The organism is Flavobacterium sp. WG21 (genome assembly GCF_000335775.1).
GTDB classification, from domain to species: Bacteria; Bacteroidota; Bacteroidia; order Flavobacteriales; family Flavobacteriaceae; genus Flavobacterium; species Flavobacterium tructae.
This window is the reverse complement of the sequence record NZ_AMYW01000017.1, coordinates 94621-110319: the sequence shown is the minus strand read 5'-3', so window position 1 is coordinate 110319 and position 15699 is coordinate 94621. Positions and strand designations below refer to the sequence as shown.

Sequence of the window (15699 nt, the reverse complement as noted above, 5' to 3'; positions counted from 1 at the left end):
CCTTCCACTACAGCTTTAACTAGCGGTACCTATTATGCTGTTATCAAAGATCCAATCACCAATTGTGAAAGTGCAGTTATATTAGCTGTAGTGATCAGTGTTACCGATCCGGGAACACCAACTTTAGTTACAGCAGGAACACAAAACTTCTGTTTGGTAAATGCTCCAACTTTTGCAAGCGTTCAATTTAATGAAGCCAATATCGTTTGGTACACAGCATTGACCGGAGGAACAGTTATTCCTTCGACTACAGCCTTAACCAGCGGTACTTATTATGCGGTAATCAAAGATCCAATCACAAATTGCGAAAGTGCCGTGAGATTAGCGGTAACGATTAATGTTACTGATCCTGGAACACCGGTTATCACTAACACTACTCAGAATTTCTGTTTAGTGAATGCACCAACTTTTGCATCGATTGATGTAAGTCCTGCTGTTGCCGCCAATATTGTTTGGTACACGACGTTGACCGGAGGGGTCTTAATTCCATCCACAACAGCTTTGACCACTGGAGTTTACTACGCTGCAATCAAAGATCCGACAACTCTTTGTGAAAGTGCTGTCAGATTAGCGATTACGATCAATGTAACCGATCCGGGAACTCCTGTGATTACAAAAACTACTCAGAATTTCTGTTTGTTCAATGCACCAACTTTTGCATCGATTGATGTAAGTCCAGCTGTTGCGGCCAATATAGTTTGGTACACTGCCTTAACCGGAGGAATTTTAATTCCATCGACTACAGCATTGACAAGTGGTACATATTATGCTGCAATCAAAGATCCGGTAACTCTTTGTGAGAGTAATGTGAGATTGGCGATTGTCATTATTGTAACCGATCCTGAAGCACCAATTATTACCAAAACTACTCAGGATTTCTGTTTGGTAAATGCGCCAACTTTTGCAACAATCGACGTAAGTCCTGCCGTTGCAGCAAATATTGTTTGGTACACAGCGTTGACTGGAGGAACAGTAATTCCTTCTACAACAGCTTTAACTACGGGAATTTATTATGCTGCGGTTATAGATCCGGTATCAGGATGTGAAAGTACCGAAAGATTACCAATTACAATCAATGTTACTGATCCTGGTACACCAACTCTGGTAACAGCGGGAACGCAAAACTTCTGTTTGGCAAATGCACCAACGTTTGCAAGTGTTCAGTTTAATCAGGCCAATATTGTTTGGTATACTGCAATAACAGGAGGAACGGTGATTGCACCGACCACAGCTTTAACCAGCGGTACTTATTATGCAGTAATTAAAGACCCAGTTACTAATTGCGAAAGCGCCGTAAGATTAGCGGTAACGATCAATGTTGCTAATCCGGGAACACCAACTTTAGTAACAGCGGGAACACAAAACTTCTGTTTGGCAAATACGCCAACCTTTGCCAGTGTTCAGTTTAATCAGGCAAACATAGTTTGGTATACTGCGCTAACAGGAGGAACAGTGATTCCTTCTACTACAGCTTTAACCAGTGGTACTTATTATGCAGTGATAAAAGATCCTGTATCAGGATGTGAAAGCGCCGTAAGATTAGCGGTAACCATTAATGTTTCTGATCCTGGAACACCAACATTGGTTACAGCGGGAGTACAAAACTTCTGTTTGGTAAATGCTCCAACGTTTGCCAGTGTTCAATTTAATCAGGCAAACATAGTTTGGTATACCGCGCTAACAGGAGGAGCATTGATTCCTTCTACAACAGCTTTAATCAGCGGTACTTATTATGCAGTAATAAAAGATCCTGTATCAGGATGTGAAAGTGCTGAAAGATTAGCCGTAACGATTAGCGTTACTGATCCTGGAACACCAACATTGGTTACAGCGGGAGTACAAAACTTCTGTTTGGTAAATGCTCCAACGTTTGCCAGTGTTCAGTTTAATCAAGCCAATATTGTTTGGTATACTGCGCTAACAGGAGGAACGGTGATTGCACCGACCACAGCTTTAACCAGCGGTACTTATTATGCCGTAATTAAAGACCCGGTTACAAACTGTGAAAGCGCCGTAAGATTAGCGGTAACGATCAATGTTGCCAATCCGGGAACACCAACTTTAGTAACAGCAGGAACACAAACCTTCTGTACGGTAAATGCACCAACGTTTGCGAGTGTTCAATTCAATCAGGCAAACATAGTTTGGTATACTGCGCTAACTGGAGGAACAGTGATTCCTTCCACTACAGCTTTAACCAGTGGTACTTATTATGCAGTGATAAAAGATCCTGTATCAGGATGTGAAAGTGCTGTGAGATTAACAGTAAATGTTAATGTAATCGATCCGGGTACGCCAACAACAACAGCAGCCACTCAGGTATTCTGCTCAGGAAATAATCCAACAGTTGCTAACATTCAAGTAAACGGAAGCAACATCGTGTGGTATACAACTGCAACTGGCGGAACTGTCGTTGCGGGAACTACACCATTAGTAAATGGTGATTATTATGCAGCGATAAAAGATCCGGTATCCGGTTGTGAAAGCAGCGTGAGACTGAAAGTTACTGTAACTATTGGAATTTCTAAAGATCCAACTACAACTGCGGCGACTCAGAATTTCTGTTCTACAAGTGCTCCTACCTTTGCAAATATTCAGGTTAACGAGAGTAATGTAGCATGGTTTAGTAGCGCAACAGGCGGAACAGCAATTCCATTGACAACCGCTTTAACTTCCGGTACCTATTACGGAGAGCTTACAGATCCGGTAACAGGATGTAAAAGTGCTAATCGTTTGCAGGTTGTCATTACCATTGTAACCCCAATGGCGACACCTACAACTAATGCAGCAACTCAAAACTTCTGTTCGGTAGATGCACCAAAAGTGTCTAACATTCAAGTGAATGAATCCGGTGTAATCTGGTACAGTACTCCAACAGGCGGAACTGCTATTCCGGCAACTACAGCTTTAGCTACTGGTACTTATTATGGAGTAATCGCAAGCAGTTCTGGTTGTGAAAATCCAATTAGATTGGCCGTTGCAGTAACGGTAAACGTACCGCTTAGTGTTACTACTCCAAGAACGACACAGGTATTTTGTTTATCAGCAGCGCCAACAGTTCAGGATATTGTAGTAAATGAGGCTAACATTGTTTGGTATACCACTGCATCTGGAGGAACTCCACTGGCAGTGAATACACCTCTTGTTGCGGCAACTTATTATGCTGCGGCACAAGGGAACATTACTAATGGCTGTGGAGCAGTTCCGAGATTAGCGGTGATTGTTACCTTTAACAATGATGCATTGGTTCCTATTACAACAACAGATGATACGCCATGTGTATTCCAGGGAGTTACTTATTCGATTGCCAATGGAAAATCAAATTATGTATGGTCAGTTTCTAACGGAACAATTACTTCAGGCGGAGGACTTAACGACGGTTCTGTAACCATTTCCTGGTCAGATATTGGACCGGGTAAAGTTGAGGTTGAGTATATTAATACTTGTAACGAGAGAACTACAAAATCATTAAATGTAATTGTAGCAACTTGTTCTGATCTGACGATAACCAATACAGTTAGCAATCCTAAGCCTAATTTTGGTGATCAGATAACATTTACCATAACAGTAAATAATATTGGTCAGGGTAATTTTATCAATACAATAGTAAGCGATTTATTACCTAGCGGATATAATTTGATAAGTGCATCTGCAACAGCAGGAACATACAGTTTGTTATCCCAAATTTGGACGATTCCAACGTTGAATGCAGGACAAAGTGTGGTCCTTACAATTGTAGCAGAAGTATTGCCGGGTGGTAAATACTTAAGCGTTGCAACTGTCGAGACTTCCACTCCGTTAGATGTGGATTCATCAAATAACTCGGCTTCAGTTTCTGTTGAACCAATTTGTTTGACCGTTTACAATGAATTTACTCCAAACAATGACGGGGCAAATGATTTGTTCAGAATTGATTGTATCGAAACTTATCCAAATAATGAGTTGAAAGTGTATAACAGATACGGTTCATTAGTATATAGTAAACAACATTATGAAAATGATTGGGACGGAACCGCTAATGTATCCGGAGTTATCAACAGAGGAGATATGCTGCCAACAGGTACTTATTTCTATGTGATAGCAATAGGAGACGGAACGGTTAAAAAAGGATGGTTGTCTATAATGAGATAAGCAGCCGTATTAATCATCTAATTAATTAAACTTAATAAGTATCGTTATGAAACTATATATAAAATCAATAGAAACGTATTTTATTTTAATATGTTCTTTTATCACATTTTGTGCCAGTGCACAACAGGATCCGGAGTACACGCAATACATGTACAATACGATGTCGGTGAATCCAGCTTATGCTGGATCTACCGGAACCATCGAGGCGACACTTCTACATCGTTCGCAATGGGTTGGAATCGATGGAGCACCCGAAACACAATCATTTTCTGTTCATTCACCTCTTCGAAACGAGATGATTGGTTTAGGATTAAGTGTTGTAAATGACAAAATTGGTCCGTCAAACGAGTTGTATATCGACGGGAACTTCGCTTATTCAATTCCTTTAGGATATGAAAAAAGACTTGCGTTTGGATTAAAAGCAGGTATGCGAATGTTAAACGTAGATTGGTCAAAAGGACGATTCTATAACAATAATGATGTACTACTGAATCAGAATATTAATAATCAATTGAAACTGGCTGTAGGAGCAGGGGTGTACTATTACACTAACAAATGGTATGTTGGTCTTTCAGTTCCAAGTTTTATTAAAAGTGATTATTACGATGATATTCAGGAATCTATATCTTACGATCGATTGCATTACTACCTTATGGGAGGTTATGTTTTTGATTTGAATCCAAACTTAAAATTTAAGCCGGCATTTTTGGTAAAAGCAGTGAGTGGAGCACCACTTACTGCTGATATCTCGGCAAATTTTATGATAGCAGAAAAGTTTGTAATAGGTGGATCTTACCGAACAGACGACTCGATAAGTATTCTGGCAGGTTTTCAGATATCCAGAAGTTTTTATGCAGGGTATGCTTTTGATTATACCGTTAGTGATTTGAATAAATACAATGATGGATCACATGAGATCATCTTGCGTTATCAGTTTACTAGAAAACAAAGTAAAATCAAATCACCTCGATTCTTCTAAAACATAAATCCTATGAAAAAACTATATATCCTCAGTTTAGTCTTGAGCATTACTTTTGGTTTTGCTCAAAAGACTAATTTAAAAAAAGCCGATGCATTGTTTCGAAATTTCTCTTATCTCGATGCTTCTAAAGCTTATGAAGAGTGTTTGCAGAATATAGAGAATCCAACAGCACAAACCATAAAAAATGCGGCAGATTCTTATTATTTTATTTCCGATGGAAGAAATGCGCTTCGATGGTATAAAAGACTCTATCAGATACAAGGGAATAATCTGACCGACATTTATTACCTGCGCTATATTCAGTGTTTGAAATCTGTTATGGATTATGATGAAGCCGATAAAATTACCAAAGAGTATCTCAATAAAAAAGGAGATCAGAAAGAGATCAATCGGTATGTTGCTCAGAAAAAACAATTAGACAGTCTGGCCAAAACAAAGTCTTTGTACGACATTAGAAACTTAGACATTAATACCGGTAAATCTGATTTTGGAGCTACATTTTTTCAGGACCGAATCGTATTTTCATCGGCCAGAGATACTACGAAGTTTGCCGATAAACTTTACAACTGGAACAATCAGCCTTTTCTTAATTTGTATGTAGCCGAACGAAATCCCGCTGATGGAGGTTTATTTAACGAAAAACTGTTTATCCCTAACGTGATGACTAAATATCACGAAGCAACCGCCTCTTTTGATGCCAGCGGAAAAACAATTTACTATACGTCTAATATTGTCAAGAAAAACAAATTAGTAGTCGACCAGGACAGAATCAACAACTTTCAAATTCTAAAAGGATCTTTGGTAGACGGAAAGGTAGAAAACCCGCAAAAGATTTTCTTTGATAGTGATGATTATTCTGTTGGGCATCCTAGTTTAAGCGACGACGGTAAATTGCTCTTCTTCGCTTCCGATATGCCGGGCGGCTATGGAGAAACCGATTTGTATGTTGTGAAAATCGCAAACGACGGAACCATGAGTTCCCCTCAAAATTTAGGGCCAAAAATTAACACATTAGGAAATGATCTTTTTCCATTCTTTCGTAACGGAATACTTTATTTTTCTTCAGACGGACATTATGGTTTAGGAGATTTAGATGTGTACGAAAGTAAAATGTTATCGGATGGGAGCTTTTCGGCACCGAAAAATTTGGGAGCTCCAATAAACAGTAATAAAGACGATTTTACTTTTGTGATTGATAAAACCGGAAGTTATGGATATGTATCTTCCAACAGAGCAGGAGGAAAAGGCGATGATGATATTTATTCCTTTACTAAAGGACAACCCGTTTGCAATCAGAATATTTCAGGTAAAGCAATCGATCATAAATCAAAAGCACTTTTAGCCGATGTTACTATAATAGCTTATGATCCGTATAATGAAGTTTTGGCAGAAACTAAAACCAATTTTGACGGCAAATATGCGGTAACAGTTCCTTGCAACAAAGCAGTTCGTTTGGTAGCGTCAAAATTTAATTATAGTGACGATGAAAAAACTGTTGCCACAACCAAAATCAATGAAGCCGAAATTACCGATGTCGATTTTGAGCTTAGTAATTATGATGACCTGGTAGTGAAAAAACAAGGAGTCGAAAAAGTAGACGTTAATCCGATCTATTTTGATTACGATAAATACAATATTACACCTTTGGCAGCCACTGAGCTGGATAAAGTAGTATTTGTGATGCGAAAATTTCCTAAAATCCGTATCAAAATTGAGTCCCATACCGATTCTAGAGGTAAAGATGCTTATAACCTGAAACTTTCAGATAATAGAGCTAAATCAACACGTGATTATATCCTTTCACAAGGTATTGACACTGCAAGAATCGAAAGTGCTATTGGTTACGGTGAAAGCCGTCCGATCAATAAATGCAAAAATGGTGTAAAATGTACCGAGGCGGAACATTTGTTAAACAGACGCTCAGACTTTATTATAATTCAAAAATAGAGTTACATTTTCACACTAATGATTGAATTGTTAGTTTGAATTTTAAAATGAAGAAACCATTTGGAAGTTGGTTTTTATTAATTCTTTTTTAAGAAGAATGGGCAGGAAGAAAATCAAGTTGCATCTTTTTGCAACTTGATTTTTGAGTTTATAAAACTTTTGGATTTTACTGTTTTTGAACAAAAATAATCCTAATTTTGGTATTCAATTATTCAAAATCAAAACCTCCGGTATTTTAAAATCTTATGAGTATTCAAGAAACAATTCAGACTTTACGAAACGAACTTAATCAGCACAATTACAATTATTACGTGTTAGACAACGCTACAATTTCTGATTATGATTTTGATATTAAGTTAAAGGAACTTCAGGATTTAGAAAATAAACATCCTGAGTTTTTTGATGAAAATTCCCCAACTCAAAGAGTAGGAGGTGCCGTGACCAAGAATTTTAAAACAATTGCACACCAGTACAGGATGTATTCTTTGGATAACTCCTATTCTAAAGAAGATTTACTGGATTGGGAAGCCAGAATTCAGAAAGTTTTAGGAAATGTAGATCTGCAATATACCTGCGAATTAAAATACGACGGAGCTTCGATCAGTATTACTTATGAAAACGGAAAACTGGTTCAGGCTTTAACACGAGGAGACGGTTTTCAGGGAGATGAGGTAACCAACAACATCAAAACCATAAAATCGATTCCTTTACAATTAAAAGGGAACTATCCGGATAAATTTGATATTAGAGGAGAAATAATTCTGCCTTTTGCCGGTTTCGAAAAAATGAATCAGGATCTAATTGAAATAGGCGAAACACCGTATTCAAATCCCAGAAATACAGCTTCAGGAAGTTTGAAATTACAGGATAGTGCTGAGGTTGCCAAACGTCCGTTAGAATGTTTACTGTATTTTGTTACAGGAAACAATCTCCCGTTTACTTCCCAGTTTGAAGGATTGGAATCAGCCAGAAATTGGGGATTCAAAGTGCCTAACGAAGCAAAACTGGTGCAAAATATGCAGGAAGTTTTCGATTTCATTGATTATTGGGACGTACATCGTCATAATTTACCTTACGAAACCGATGGTGTAGTCGTAAAAGTAAACAGTATTCAGCATCAGGAAGAATTAGGATACACTGCAAAATCTCCACGTTGGGCCATAGCTTATAAATTCAAATCAGAACAGGTTTCGACCACACTTCAGTCTATTTCATATCAGGTAGGCCGTACGGGAGCAATAACTCCTGTAGCCAATTTAGAACCGGTACAACTGGCCGGAACCATTGTAAAAAGAGCCTCTTTGCACAATGCAGATCAGATTGAAAAATTGGATATCAGAATCAATGACACCGTTTTTGTAGAAAAAGGAGGAGAGATCATTCCAAAAATAATTGCCGTCGACCTGTCCAAACGCCCAGAAGATTCAGAAGTTACTGCATACATCACACATTGTCCGGAATGCCAAACCGAATTGATTCGAAATGAAGGAGAAGCCAATCATTATTGCCCTAACTTTTATGGGTGCCCACCGCAGATTATTGGAAGGGTTCAACATTATATTTCAAGAAAAGCAATGGATATTGAAGGGCTTGGTGGTGAAACAGTTGCTTTGCTTTTCAACAATGGATTGGTGCACAATTATGCCGATTTGTATGAATTAAAAGTAGAAGATATTTTACCTTTAGAGAGAATGGCACAAAAATCTGCCGAGAATCTGGTAAAAGGAGTAGAGAAATCAAAAGAAATCCCATTTGAGAGCGTTCTTTTTGCCTTAGGAATTCGTTTTGTAGGGGAAACGGTAGCCAAAAAACTGGCGAAACATTATAAAAATATTGATGCATTACGTCAGGCCACCCTGATGGATTTGATTTTGGTAGATGAAATTGGAGAAAGAATTGCCAAAAGTGTAATTGAGTTTTTTGAGAATAAAGAGAATCAGGAAATTATAGACCGTCTCAAAAGTTACGGCATTCAGTTTGAAATTGTAGAGAAGATAAACCCGAATGCTACCGAAAAATTTATCGGAAAAACATTTGTGGTTTCGGGAGTTTTTACTCAATTCTCCAGAGACGAATTGAAGAAAACTATTGAAGACAATGGTGGTAAGGTAGGAAGCTCTATTTCGGCAAAAACAGATTTTGTTGTCGCAGGAGATAATATGGGACCGGCAAAATTAGAAAAAGCCAGTAAATTAAATATCCCTATTCTGTCTGAAGAAGATTTTATAAACAAACTAAATGAAAGCGAATAAACCGTCGTTGATTTTATTTTTTTTAGCATTATTATGCACGGCCATTTTTGACTGGACCGAGCTGTTTTTATTTGCGACTTATGCCAAAGCCATTGTAATTCCTTCGATTTTTATTTATTTTTTGATTAGCACCGAATTCAATATCGGGAAAATCGAAGGGGTTATCTTTTTATTCAGCTTTATTGGCCAGGTGTTTAATCTAATGGATATCGAAAGTTCTGAATTAGGGGGAGTCCTGTGTTTTTTAGTCGTTTACCTTTTAATTATCCGACTTTATCTGGGAGGGCATGAAAAAATAAAACTGGAAAAAAAAGATTTTCTTCCAGTTTCTATAGTAGTTATTTTTATTGTATATCTCTTAGTATCAGCACTAGGGATGCAATTTGATAATATGAAACGATTTAGTTTGATCTATATGATCTACGGAATTGTCTTAAGTGTGTTAAGTTGTTTGTCCTTCATTAGTTATATTACAAAAGGAACCTACTTAGCGTTACTCATGTCATTAATGGCAATTTCCTATATCTTTTCAGATATATTCTATATTTTTAATGAATACTTTTCCTATTCCGTAGTTCTGGTATTGATCCGGGATGTCACTCAAATTTTAGCATACTTTTTTATGGTCGAGTATTTCCTGGAAAAAACGAAAACCAAAAAAAAGAAAAACGCTAAACAATAATTGATTTCCCTTCGTTCGTGTGAGCTTTGTTCTTATCGAAGTAAAAGTCTATTCTTCCTAAATTGATTCCGTAGCAGCCTACCTGATTCACCAAAACATCCTGATTGGCTTTGTTTTTTACAACAGTTGGTTTGTCTAAGAAAGTATGTGTGTGGCCTCCAATAATCAAATCGATATCCTGAGTTTGAGCAGCCAGTTTTAAATCACAAATTTTAGATTCATCGTCTTTGTATTTGTATCCAAGATGTGACAGACAAACAACCAAATCGCATTTTTCTTCTTTCTTTAGCAATTGCGTCATGTCCTGCGCAATTTCTACAGGATTGTTGTAAACTGTTTCTTTGTACATTTGTTTGTCAACTAGGCCGGCAAGCTCGATTCCTAAACCAAATACACCTACTTTAATTCCGTTTTTATTGAAAATTTTATACGGTTTTACAAGACCGTTCATCACCGTATTTTTAAAATCGTAGTTCGAGCAGATAAAATCAAAACTAGCGTGAGGCATTTGTGCATGTAATCCGTCAAGACCATTGTCGAAATCGTGGTTTCCAATAGTCGATGCGTCGTACTTCATCATACTCATCAGTTTAAATTCCAATTCCCCTCCATAATAATTAAAATAAGGAGTTCCCTGAAAAATATCGCCGGCATCCAATAAAAGTACATTTGGATTTTCTTTACGAATCGTTTCTATAAGTGCAGCTCTGCGTGAGACACCGCCTTTGTTTGGATTACGAGGATCATCAGCCGGAAATGGATCAATATGACTGTGAACATCGTTAGTATGTAGAATGGTTAAGTGTTTGATATCGTTATTTTCAAAACTGCTCAACGACAAACCTAGACTTAATAAGGCAGTACTTGCAGCTGTTTTTTCGATAAATTCTCTTCTTTTCATTTTGTATGTTTTTGCGAAATGGGATTTTTATTCTTCTGTAATTCGGATGTCTTTTGCTACCGGAATCGTATCAACTTCTTTAAAGTAATCAATTAATACATCTCTCAGTTTGTAGTTCAGATCATATTTTTGAACACTTTTTGCGAAAAAAGACATACTGTCTCCGCCATTTGCCAAATAATCATTTGTTGCTACATAGTAAATTTTATTAAGATCAAGTGGCTTTCCCTGAATCATAATATTCTTTGCAGTCTTGTCTTTTGCAATAGTAAAAGTCATACCCGATAAAGGTTGTGCTTTTTGTGCCTTAATAATATAAGAAGTCATTTCTAAAATCTGATCTCCTTTTAAAGCCATAACCACCATACTGTTTTCAAAAGGCATGATTTCAAATGCTGTTCTGTTAGTTACATTTCCTTTAGGCAATATAGCTCGTATACCACCATGATTTAGTAAGCACAAGTCAATTTTTTTCTTCTCGCGTGCCTCAAAAACCAGGTTTCCTCTTTTAACGCAAACATCAGCCATAAGGTTACCAATACTGGTTTGCCATTTCCCTGTACTTTTATCAAGAGTTTCAGGGCAATAAGCCAGAACATTATCTAAATCCTTATTAATATGATCACGATAAGGTTTAATAAAGTTCTCAATTGCAGGAGTTTCAGTTCCTTTTTCAGTTATCGGAAGTTGCTTTCCTTCAATTTTTGTTAGATTATAATTTTTCTGGCTACAGGAAAATATAAAAAAAAGTGTTAAGAATATAACAAAAAGTTTCAAAACTCCGTTATACTTTTTTAGTTTTACCATCTTAAATGCGACTTAAATAATTAATTTTGTAATCTGGTAAAAGTACTATGTTTTTAAATTATATAAAGGAATTTTTTGTAAAAAAATCATTAAAAAATAACTTGAATAATGTCAAAAACGAAGTATTTACAAGTAATGTGCAAACAATTGGTTTACTGATTGATGAAAGTAGATTTGATCATTCAGAAGACCTGATAAAGGAATTGGTCTCGAAAGGAATTACTCCTGAGAATATCAAAATTGCAGTGTACAGAAGTAAATTTAGCGAGAAACAAACGTATTCAAGACCAACTTTTGGACGAAAAAGCGTCAATTGGAAGGGGGAAATTACAGAAGGTTTCTTAAATGAATTTATAAAAACAGAATTTGATCTTTTGATTAGTTATTATGATATTGAAACGGCCATTTTGATGCTGATAACTGCCAAGTCAAAAGCGAAGTTTAAAGTAGGATTCGCATCAGTAGATGAAAAATTAAATCGATGGATGATTGATACTGCTATAAAGAATTACAAACTTTTCGTGCACGAATTGTTTAGATATTTAAAGAGTATAAAATAAAATTATAAAGTAGAATATGCAATCATTAATAGGAACTGGTGTTGCGCTTGTAACCCCATTTAAAAAAGACTTTTCAGTAGATATCGAAGCTTTACAGCGCATCGTTAATTTTTCGATAGACGGTGGTGTTGAGTATCTTGTAGTTATGGGAACAACGGCAGAAAATGCTACTCTGACACAAGCCGAAAAAGAACTGGTGATTAAAACGGTTATCGATACTAATAAAGGAAGACTGCCATTGGTACTTGGAGTTGGTGGAAATAATACCATGCAAATTGTAGAGGAATTAAAAACAGGAGATTTTTCTGCTTTTGAAGCCATACTCTCTGTTTCTCCTTATTATAACAAACCAACACAAGAAGGAATCTATCAGCATTTTAAAGCTATTGCAGAAGCTTCTCCAATTCCTGTGATTTTATATAACGTTCCGGGAAGAACATCCAGTAACATGTTGCCGTCAACAGTAATTCGTTTGGCGAATGACTTTAGTAATGTGGTAGCGATTAAAGAAGCTGCCGGAGATATGGCTCAGGCTTTACAATTGATTAAAAATGCACCAGAAGGTTTTCTGATTATTTCAGGAGATGATATGATTGCTTTACCAATTGTTTTGGCAGGTGGAGCAGGGGTGATTTCGGTTATCGGACAAGGTTTTCCAAAAGAATTTACAGAAATGATTCGTTTAGGACTCAATAAAAAGGTAACTGAAGCGTTTAAAACACAGTATCTTTTATCTGATTGTATTGATATGATTTTTGAGCAGGGAAATCCTGCCGGAATCAAACAAGTTTTTCAAGCCCTTGGTATTGCTGAGAATACAGTACGTTTGCCATTAGTAGCTGTTGATGATTCATTAGCAGGCAGATTGAATGAATTTGTGAAAAACAGCATAAAATAAGCATGAGATTGTCGGTATTCTATCATATACCAAAAAATATTTTGTAGTAGCTAAATTAATAACTAAATTTGCCACCGAAACTTCGGTGTGATTTTGCTTTGGCACAATTGTCTAAGAAATCATAATAAAAGTAAGAAAATGAAAAAAATAGTATCTCTGTTAATTATTGTTGTCCTTTTTTGTTCTTGTAGCGAATACCAAAAGGCATTAAAGAACGATGATGTTGCTGCAAAATTCGAAGTTGCAACGAAAATGTATGATGCAGGTAAATATTCAAAAGCCATACGTCTTTTTGAACAATTGGCATCTTCTTACAGAGGGAAACCTCAGGCAGAGAAATTATTTTACATGTTCTCACAATCGTATTACAAAACAAAGCAATATTACTTAGCAGGTTACCAGTTTGAGAGTTTCGTTTCAGGTTACCCTAGAAGTGAAAAAGTTCAGGAAGCTGCTTTTTTAGGAGCGTACAGCTATTCTAAATTAGCGCCTGTTTATAGCTTAGATCAGACAGACACTGTAAAAGCCTTAGAAAAATTACAAACTTTTATCGAAAGTTACCCAAATTCTGAGTATATCGCTCAGGCAAACGAAGCTGTAAAAGTTTTAAATGGTAAACTGGAGAAAAAAGCATACGAAAACGCGAAAGGATACAATACAATTTCTGATTATAAATCAGCATTAATCGCTTTTGATAATTTTATTGCTGATTTTCCGGGAACACCGTTAAAAGAAGATGCATTGTTTTATAAATACGATTCAGCATATAAATTAGCAATAAACAGTATTCCTTCAAAAATGGAAGAGCGTTTAAATGTGGCTAAAGTAGCCTATGGAAACTTGATTAAGTTTAATGGTGCTACGAAGTATAAAAAAGAGGCAGATGAAATGAATGCCAGAGTGGAAACAGATTTACAAAAATTTACTAAATAAAATAAAGTCATGGATTTAAAAAAGACGAATGCTCCTGTAAATACAATAACTTACAATAAAACAGTTATTGAAGAGCCAACAGGAAATGTGTATGAAGCAATTACCATTATGGCTAAAAGAGCAAATCAAATTAACTCTGAAATTAAAAAAGAATTGACAGAGAAATTGGAAGAGTTTGCTACTTATAATGACAGTCTTGAAGAAGTTTTTGAAAATAAAGAACAAATCGAAGTTTCTAAATTTTACGAAAAATTACCAAAACCTCACGCTTTAGCAGTTCAGGAGTGGTTAGACGGTAAAACATACCACAGAGGTTCAAACAAATAATATAGTATAATGTCAGTTTTAAACGGGAAGAAAATTTTACTAGGGGTTTCTGGTGGAATTGCAGCCTATAAAACAGCCTCATTAGTACGACTCTTTATAAAAGCAGGTGCACATGTCCAAGTGATAATGACACCTGCTTCTAAGGATTTTGTAACTCCACTTACCTTATCTACACTATCAAAAAATCCGGTACATTCCAGTTTCTTTAATCAGGATGATGAAGATGCTGTTTGGAACAATCACGTTGATTTGGCTCTTTGGGCCGATTTGATGCTGATTGCACCTGCAACATCCAATACCTTGTCTAAAATGACAACAGGGAACAGTGATAATCTTTTAGTAGCTACTTATTTATCAGCCAAATGTCCGGTTTATTTTGCGCCGGCAATGGATTTAGATATGTACAAACACCCTTCAGTTCTGTCTAGTTTTACGGCTTTAAAAAGTTTCGGAAACATTATGATTCCGGCTGAAAGCGGTGAGTTAGCCAGCGGTCTGTCCGGAGAAGGACGAATGGCTGAACCCGAAAATATTATAGCCTTTCTGGAAGCCGATTTAGAAAGTAAACTGCCTTTAAAAGGGAAAAAAATACTAATTACTGCCGGTCCAACATACGAAGCAATCGATCCTGTGCGTTTTATAGGAAATCATTCTTCGGGAAAAATGGGTTTTGATCTGGCAAATGAAGCAGCAAACTTAGGTGCTCAGGTGATTCTGATTGCAGGACCAACACATTATAAAGCTAAAAATGGTTTAGTGGAAGTGATCAATGTAGTTTCGGCGCAAGACATGTATGATGCCTGTCATGAGTATTTTAATGATGTTGATGTAGCAATCGCTGCGGCCGCAGTAGCCGATTACAGGCCAAAAGTAGTCGCTTTACAAAAGATTAAGAAAGCGGCAGATGAATTTTCGATTGAACTTGAAAAAACAAAAGATATTCTGGCTTCATTAGGAGCGATAAAGAAAAATCAGTTTTTAATTGGATTTGCATTGGAAACTGAGAATGAAATTGAAAATGCGAAGCTGAAAATTCAGAAAAAAAACTTAGATTTGATTGTTCTAAATTCCTTACAGGATGAAGGAGCCGGTTTTAAAAAAGAAACCAATAAAGTGACCTTTATTGATCAGGATTTTAAAATTGAACCGATGGAATTAAAATCAAAAGAATCTGTTGCTGTTGATATTTTAAATAAAGTGGTTTTGCATTTTGCGAAATCATAAAGATTTAGAGTAAACAAAGCAATAACAAGGATAGTAAGTCTGTTATATGCTGTAA

The 15699-nt window shown here is 36.4% G+C and carries 12 protein-coding genes; 10 read left to right on the top strand and 2 right to left on the bottom strand.

The genetic code is table 11. From position 1 onward, the window contains the following. The 5 genes from C245_RS23085 to C245_RS0113575 form a co-directional block, all read left to right on the top strand. Window positions 1–4131: T9SS C-terminal target domain-containing protein (locus C245_RS23085; RefSeq protein WP_017497150.1), on the top strand; the 4131-nt coding region annotated here is incomplete at its 5' end. 46 nt (window positions 4132–4177) lie between these two features. After that, the gene (locus C245_RS0113590) at window positions 4178–5110 is read left to right on the top strand and encodes a type IX secretion system membrane protein PorP/SprF (RefSeq protein ID WP_017497149.1); all 933 of its coding nucleotides are present in this window, start codon (window positions 4178–4180) and stop codon (window positions 5108–5110) included. Window positions 5111–5122: 12 nt separating this feature from the next. Continuing rightward, entirely contained in the window at window positions 5123–7060 is a 1938-nt protein-coding gene (locus C245_RS0113585) for an OmpA family protein (protein ID WP_017497148.1), read from the top strand. 245 nt (window positions 7061–7305) lie between these two features. Next, entirely contained in the window at window positions 7306–9312 is a 2007-nt protein-coding gene (ligA, locus tag C245_RS0113580) for an NAD-dependent DNA ligase LigA (protein ID WP_017497147.1), read from the top strand. Further along, complete coding sequence (locus tag C245_RS0113575) at window positions 9299–9994, top strand: lysoplasmalogenase family protein (protein WP_017497146.1); 696 nt, start codon at window positions 9299–9301, stop codon at window positions 9992–9994. The genes ligA and C245_RS0113575 overlap by 14 nt, the downstream gene beginning before the upstream one ends. Here C245_RS0113575 and C245_RS0113570 read toward each other — a convergent pair. Together C245_RS0113570 and C245_RS0113565 are read right to left on the bottom strand one after the other, a co-directional pair. Continuing rightward, complete coding sequence (locus tag C245_RS0113570) at window positions 9984–10895, bottom strand: bifunctional UDP-sugar hydrolase/5'-nucleotidase (protein WP_017497145.1); 912 nt, start codon at window positions 10893–10895, stop codon at window positions 9984–9986. The two genes, C245_RS0113575 and C245_RS0113570, sit on opposite strands and share 11 nt — an antisense overlap. Window positions 10896–10922: 27 nt before the next feature. Then, entirely contained in the window at window positions 10923–11702 is a 780-nt protein-coding gene (locus C245_RS0113565) for a 5'-nucleotidase C-terminal domain-containing protein (RefSeq protein ID WP_017497144.1), read from the bottom strand. 101 nt (window positions 11703–11803) lie between these two features. Between C245_RS0113565 and C245_RS0113560 the strand changes: the two genes are divergently transcribed. From C245_RS0113560 to coaBC, 5 genes are all read left to right on the top strand, one after another. Beyond that, complete coding sequence (locus C245_RS0113560; RefSeq protein WP_232424364.1) at window positions 11804–12262, top strand: hypothetical protein; 459 nt, start codon at window positions 11804–11806, stop codon at window positions 12260–12262. A gap of 16 nt (window positions 12263–12278) precedes the next feature. Next, window positions 12279–13160: a 4-hydroxy-tetrahydrodipicolinate synthase gene (dapA, locus tag C245_RS0113555; RefSeq protein WP_017497142.1), complete on the top strand. Its 882-nt coding sequence runs from the start codon at window positions 12279–12281 to the stop codon at window positions 13158–13160. A gap of 138 nt (window positions 13161–13298) precedes the next feature. Continuing rightward, window positions 13299–14093 carry an outer membrane protein assembly factor BamD gene (locus C245_RS0113550; protein WP_017497141.1) on the top strand — a complete coding sequence of 265 codons (795 nt, stop codon included), beginning with the start codon at window positions 13299–13301 and terminating at the stop codon, window positions 14091–14093. A 9-nt stretch (window positions 14094–14102) separates the two neighbouring features. Continuing rightward, window positions 14103–14420, top strand: coding sequence for a DNA-directed RNA polymerase subunit omega (locus C245_RS0113545; RefSeq protein WP_007807938.1), 318 nt, complete (start codon window positions 14103–14105; stop codon window positions 14418–14420). A 9-nt stretch (window positions 14421–14429) separates the two neighbouring features. Then, entirely contained in the window at window positions 14430–15644 is a 1215-nt protein-coding gene (gene coaBC / locus C245_RS0113540; RefSeq protein WP_017497140.1) for a bifunctional phosphopantothenoylcysteine decarboxylase/phosphopantothenate--cysteine ligase CoaBC, read from the top strand. The last annotated feature ends 55 nt before the right edge of the window (window positions 15645–15699 follow it).

Bases quoted from the DNA above. Each gene is read 5' to 3' on its own strand.
- dapA (WP_017497142.1), top strand. From the start codon at position 12,279: ATGCAATCATTAATAGGAACTGGTGTTGCGCTTGTAACCCCATTTAAA.
- C245_RS0113570 (WP_017497145.1), bottom strand. From the start codon at position 10,895: ATGAAAAGAAGAGAATTTATCGAAAAAACAGCTGCAAGTACTGCCTTA.
- ligA (WP_017497147.1), top strand. From the start codon at position 7,306: ATGAGTATTCAAGAAACAATTCAGACTTTACGAAACGAACTTAATCAG.
- C245_RS0113545 (WP_007807938.1), top strand. From the start codon at position 14,103: ATGGATTTAAAAAAGACGAATGCTCCTGTAAATACAATAACTTACAAT.
- C245_RS0113565 (WP_017497144.1), bottom strand. From the start codon at position 11,702: ATGGTAAAACTAAAAAAGTATAACGGAGTTTTGAAACTTTTTGTTATA.
- coaBC (WP_017497140.1), top strand. From the start codon at position 14,430: ATGTCAGTTTTAAACGGGAAGAAAATTTTACTAGGGGTTTCTGGTGGA.
- C245_RS0113590 (WP_017497149.1), top strand. From the start codon at position 4,178: ATGAAACTATATATAAAATCAATAGAAACGTATTTTATTTTAATATGT.
- C245_RS0113575 (WP_017497146.1), top strand. From the start codon at position 9,299: ATGAAAGCGAATAAACCGTCGTTGATTTTATTTTTTTTAGCATTATTA.
- C245_RS0113550 (WP_017497141.1), top strand. From the start codon at position 13,299: ATGAAAAAAATAGTATCTCTGTTAATTATTGTTGTCCTTTTTTGTTCT.
- C245_RS0113585 (WP_017497148.1), top strand. From the start codon at position 5,123: ATGAAAAAACTATATATCCTCAGTTTAGTCTTGAGCATTACTTTTGGT.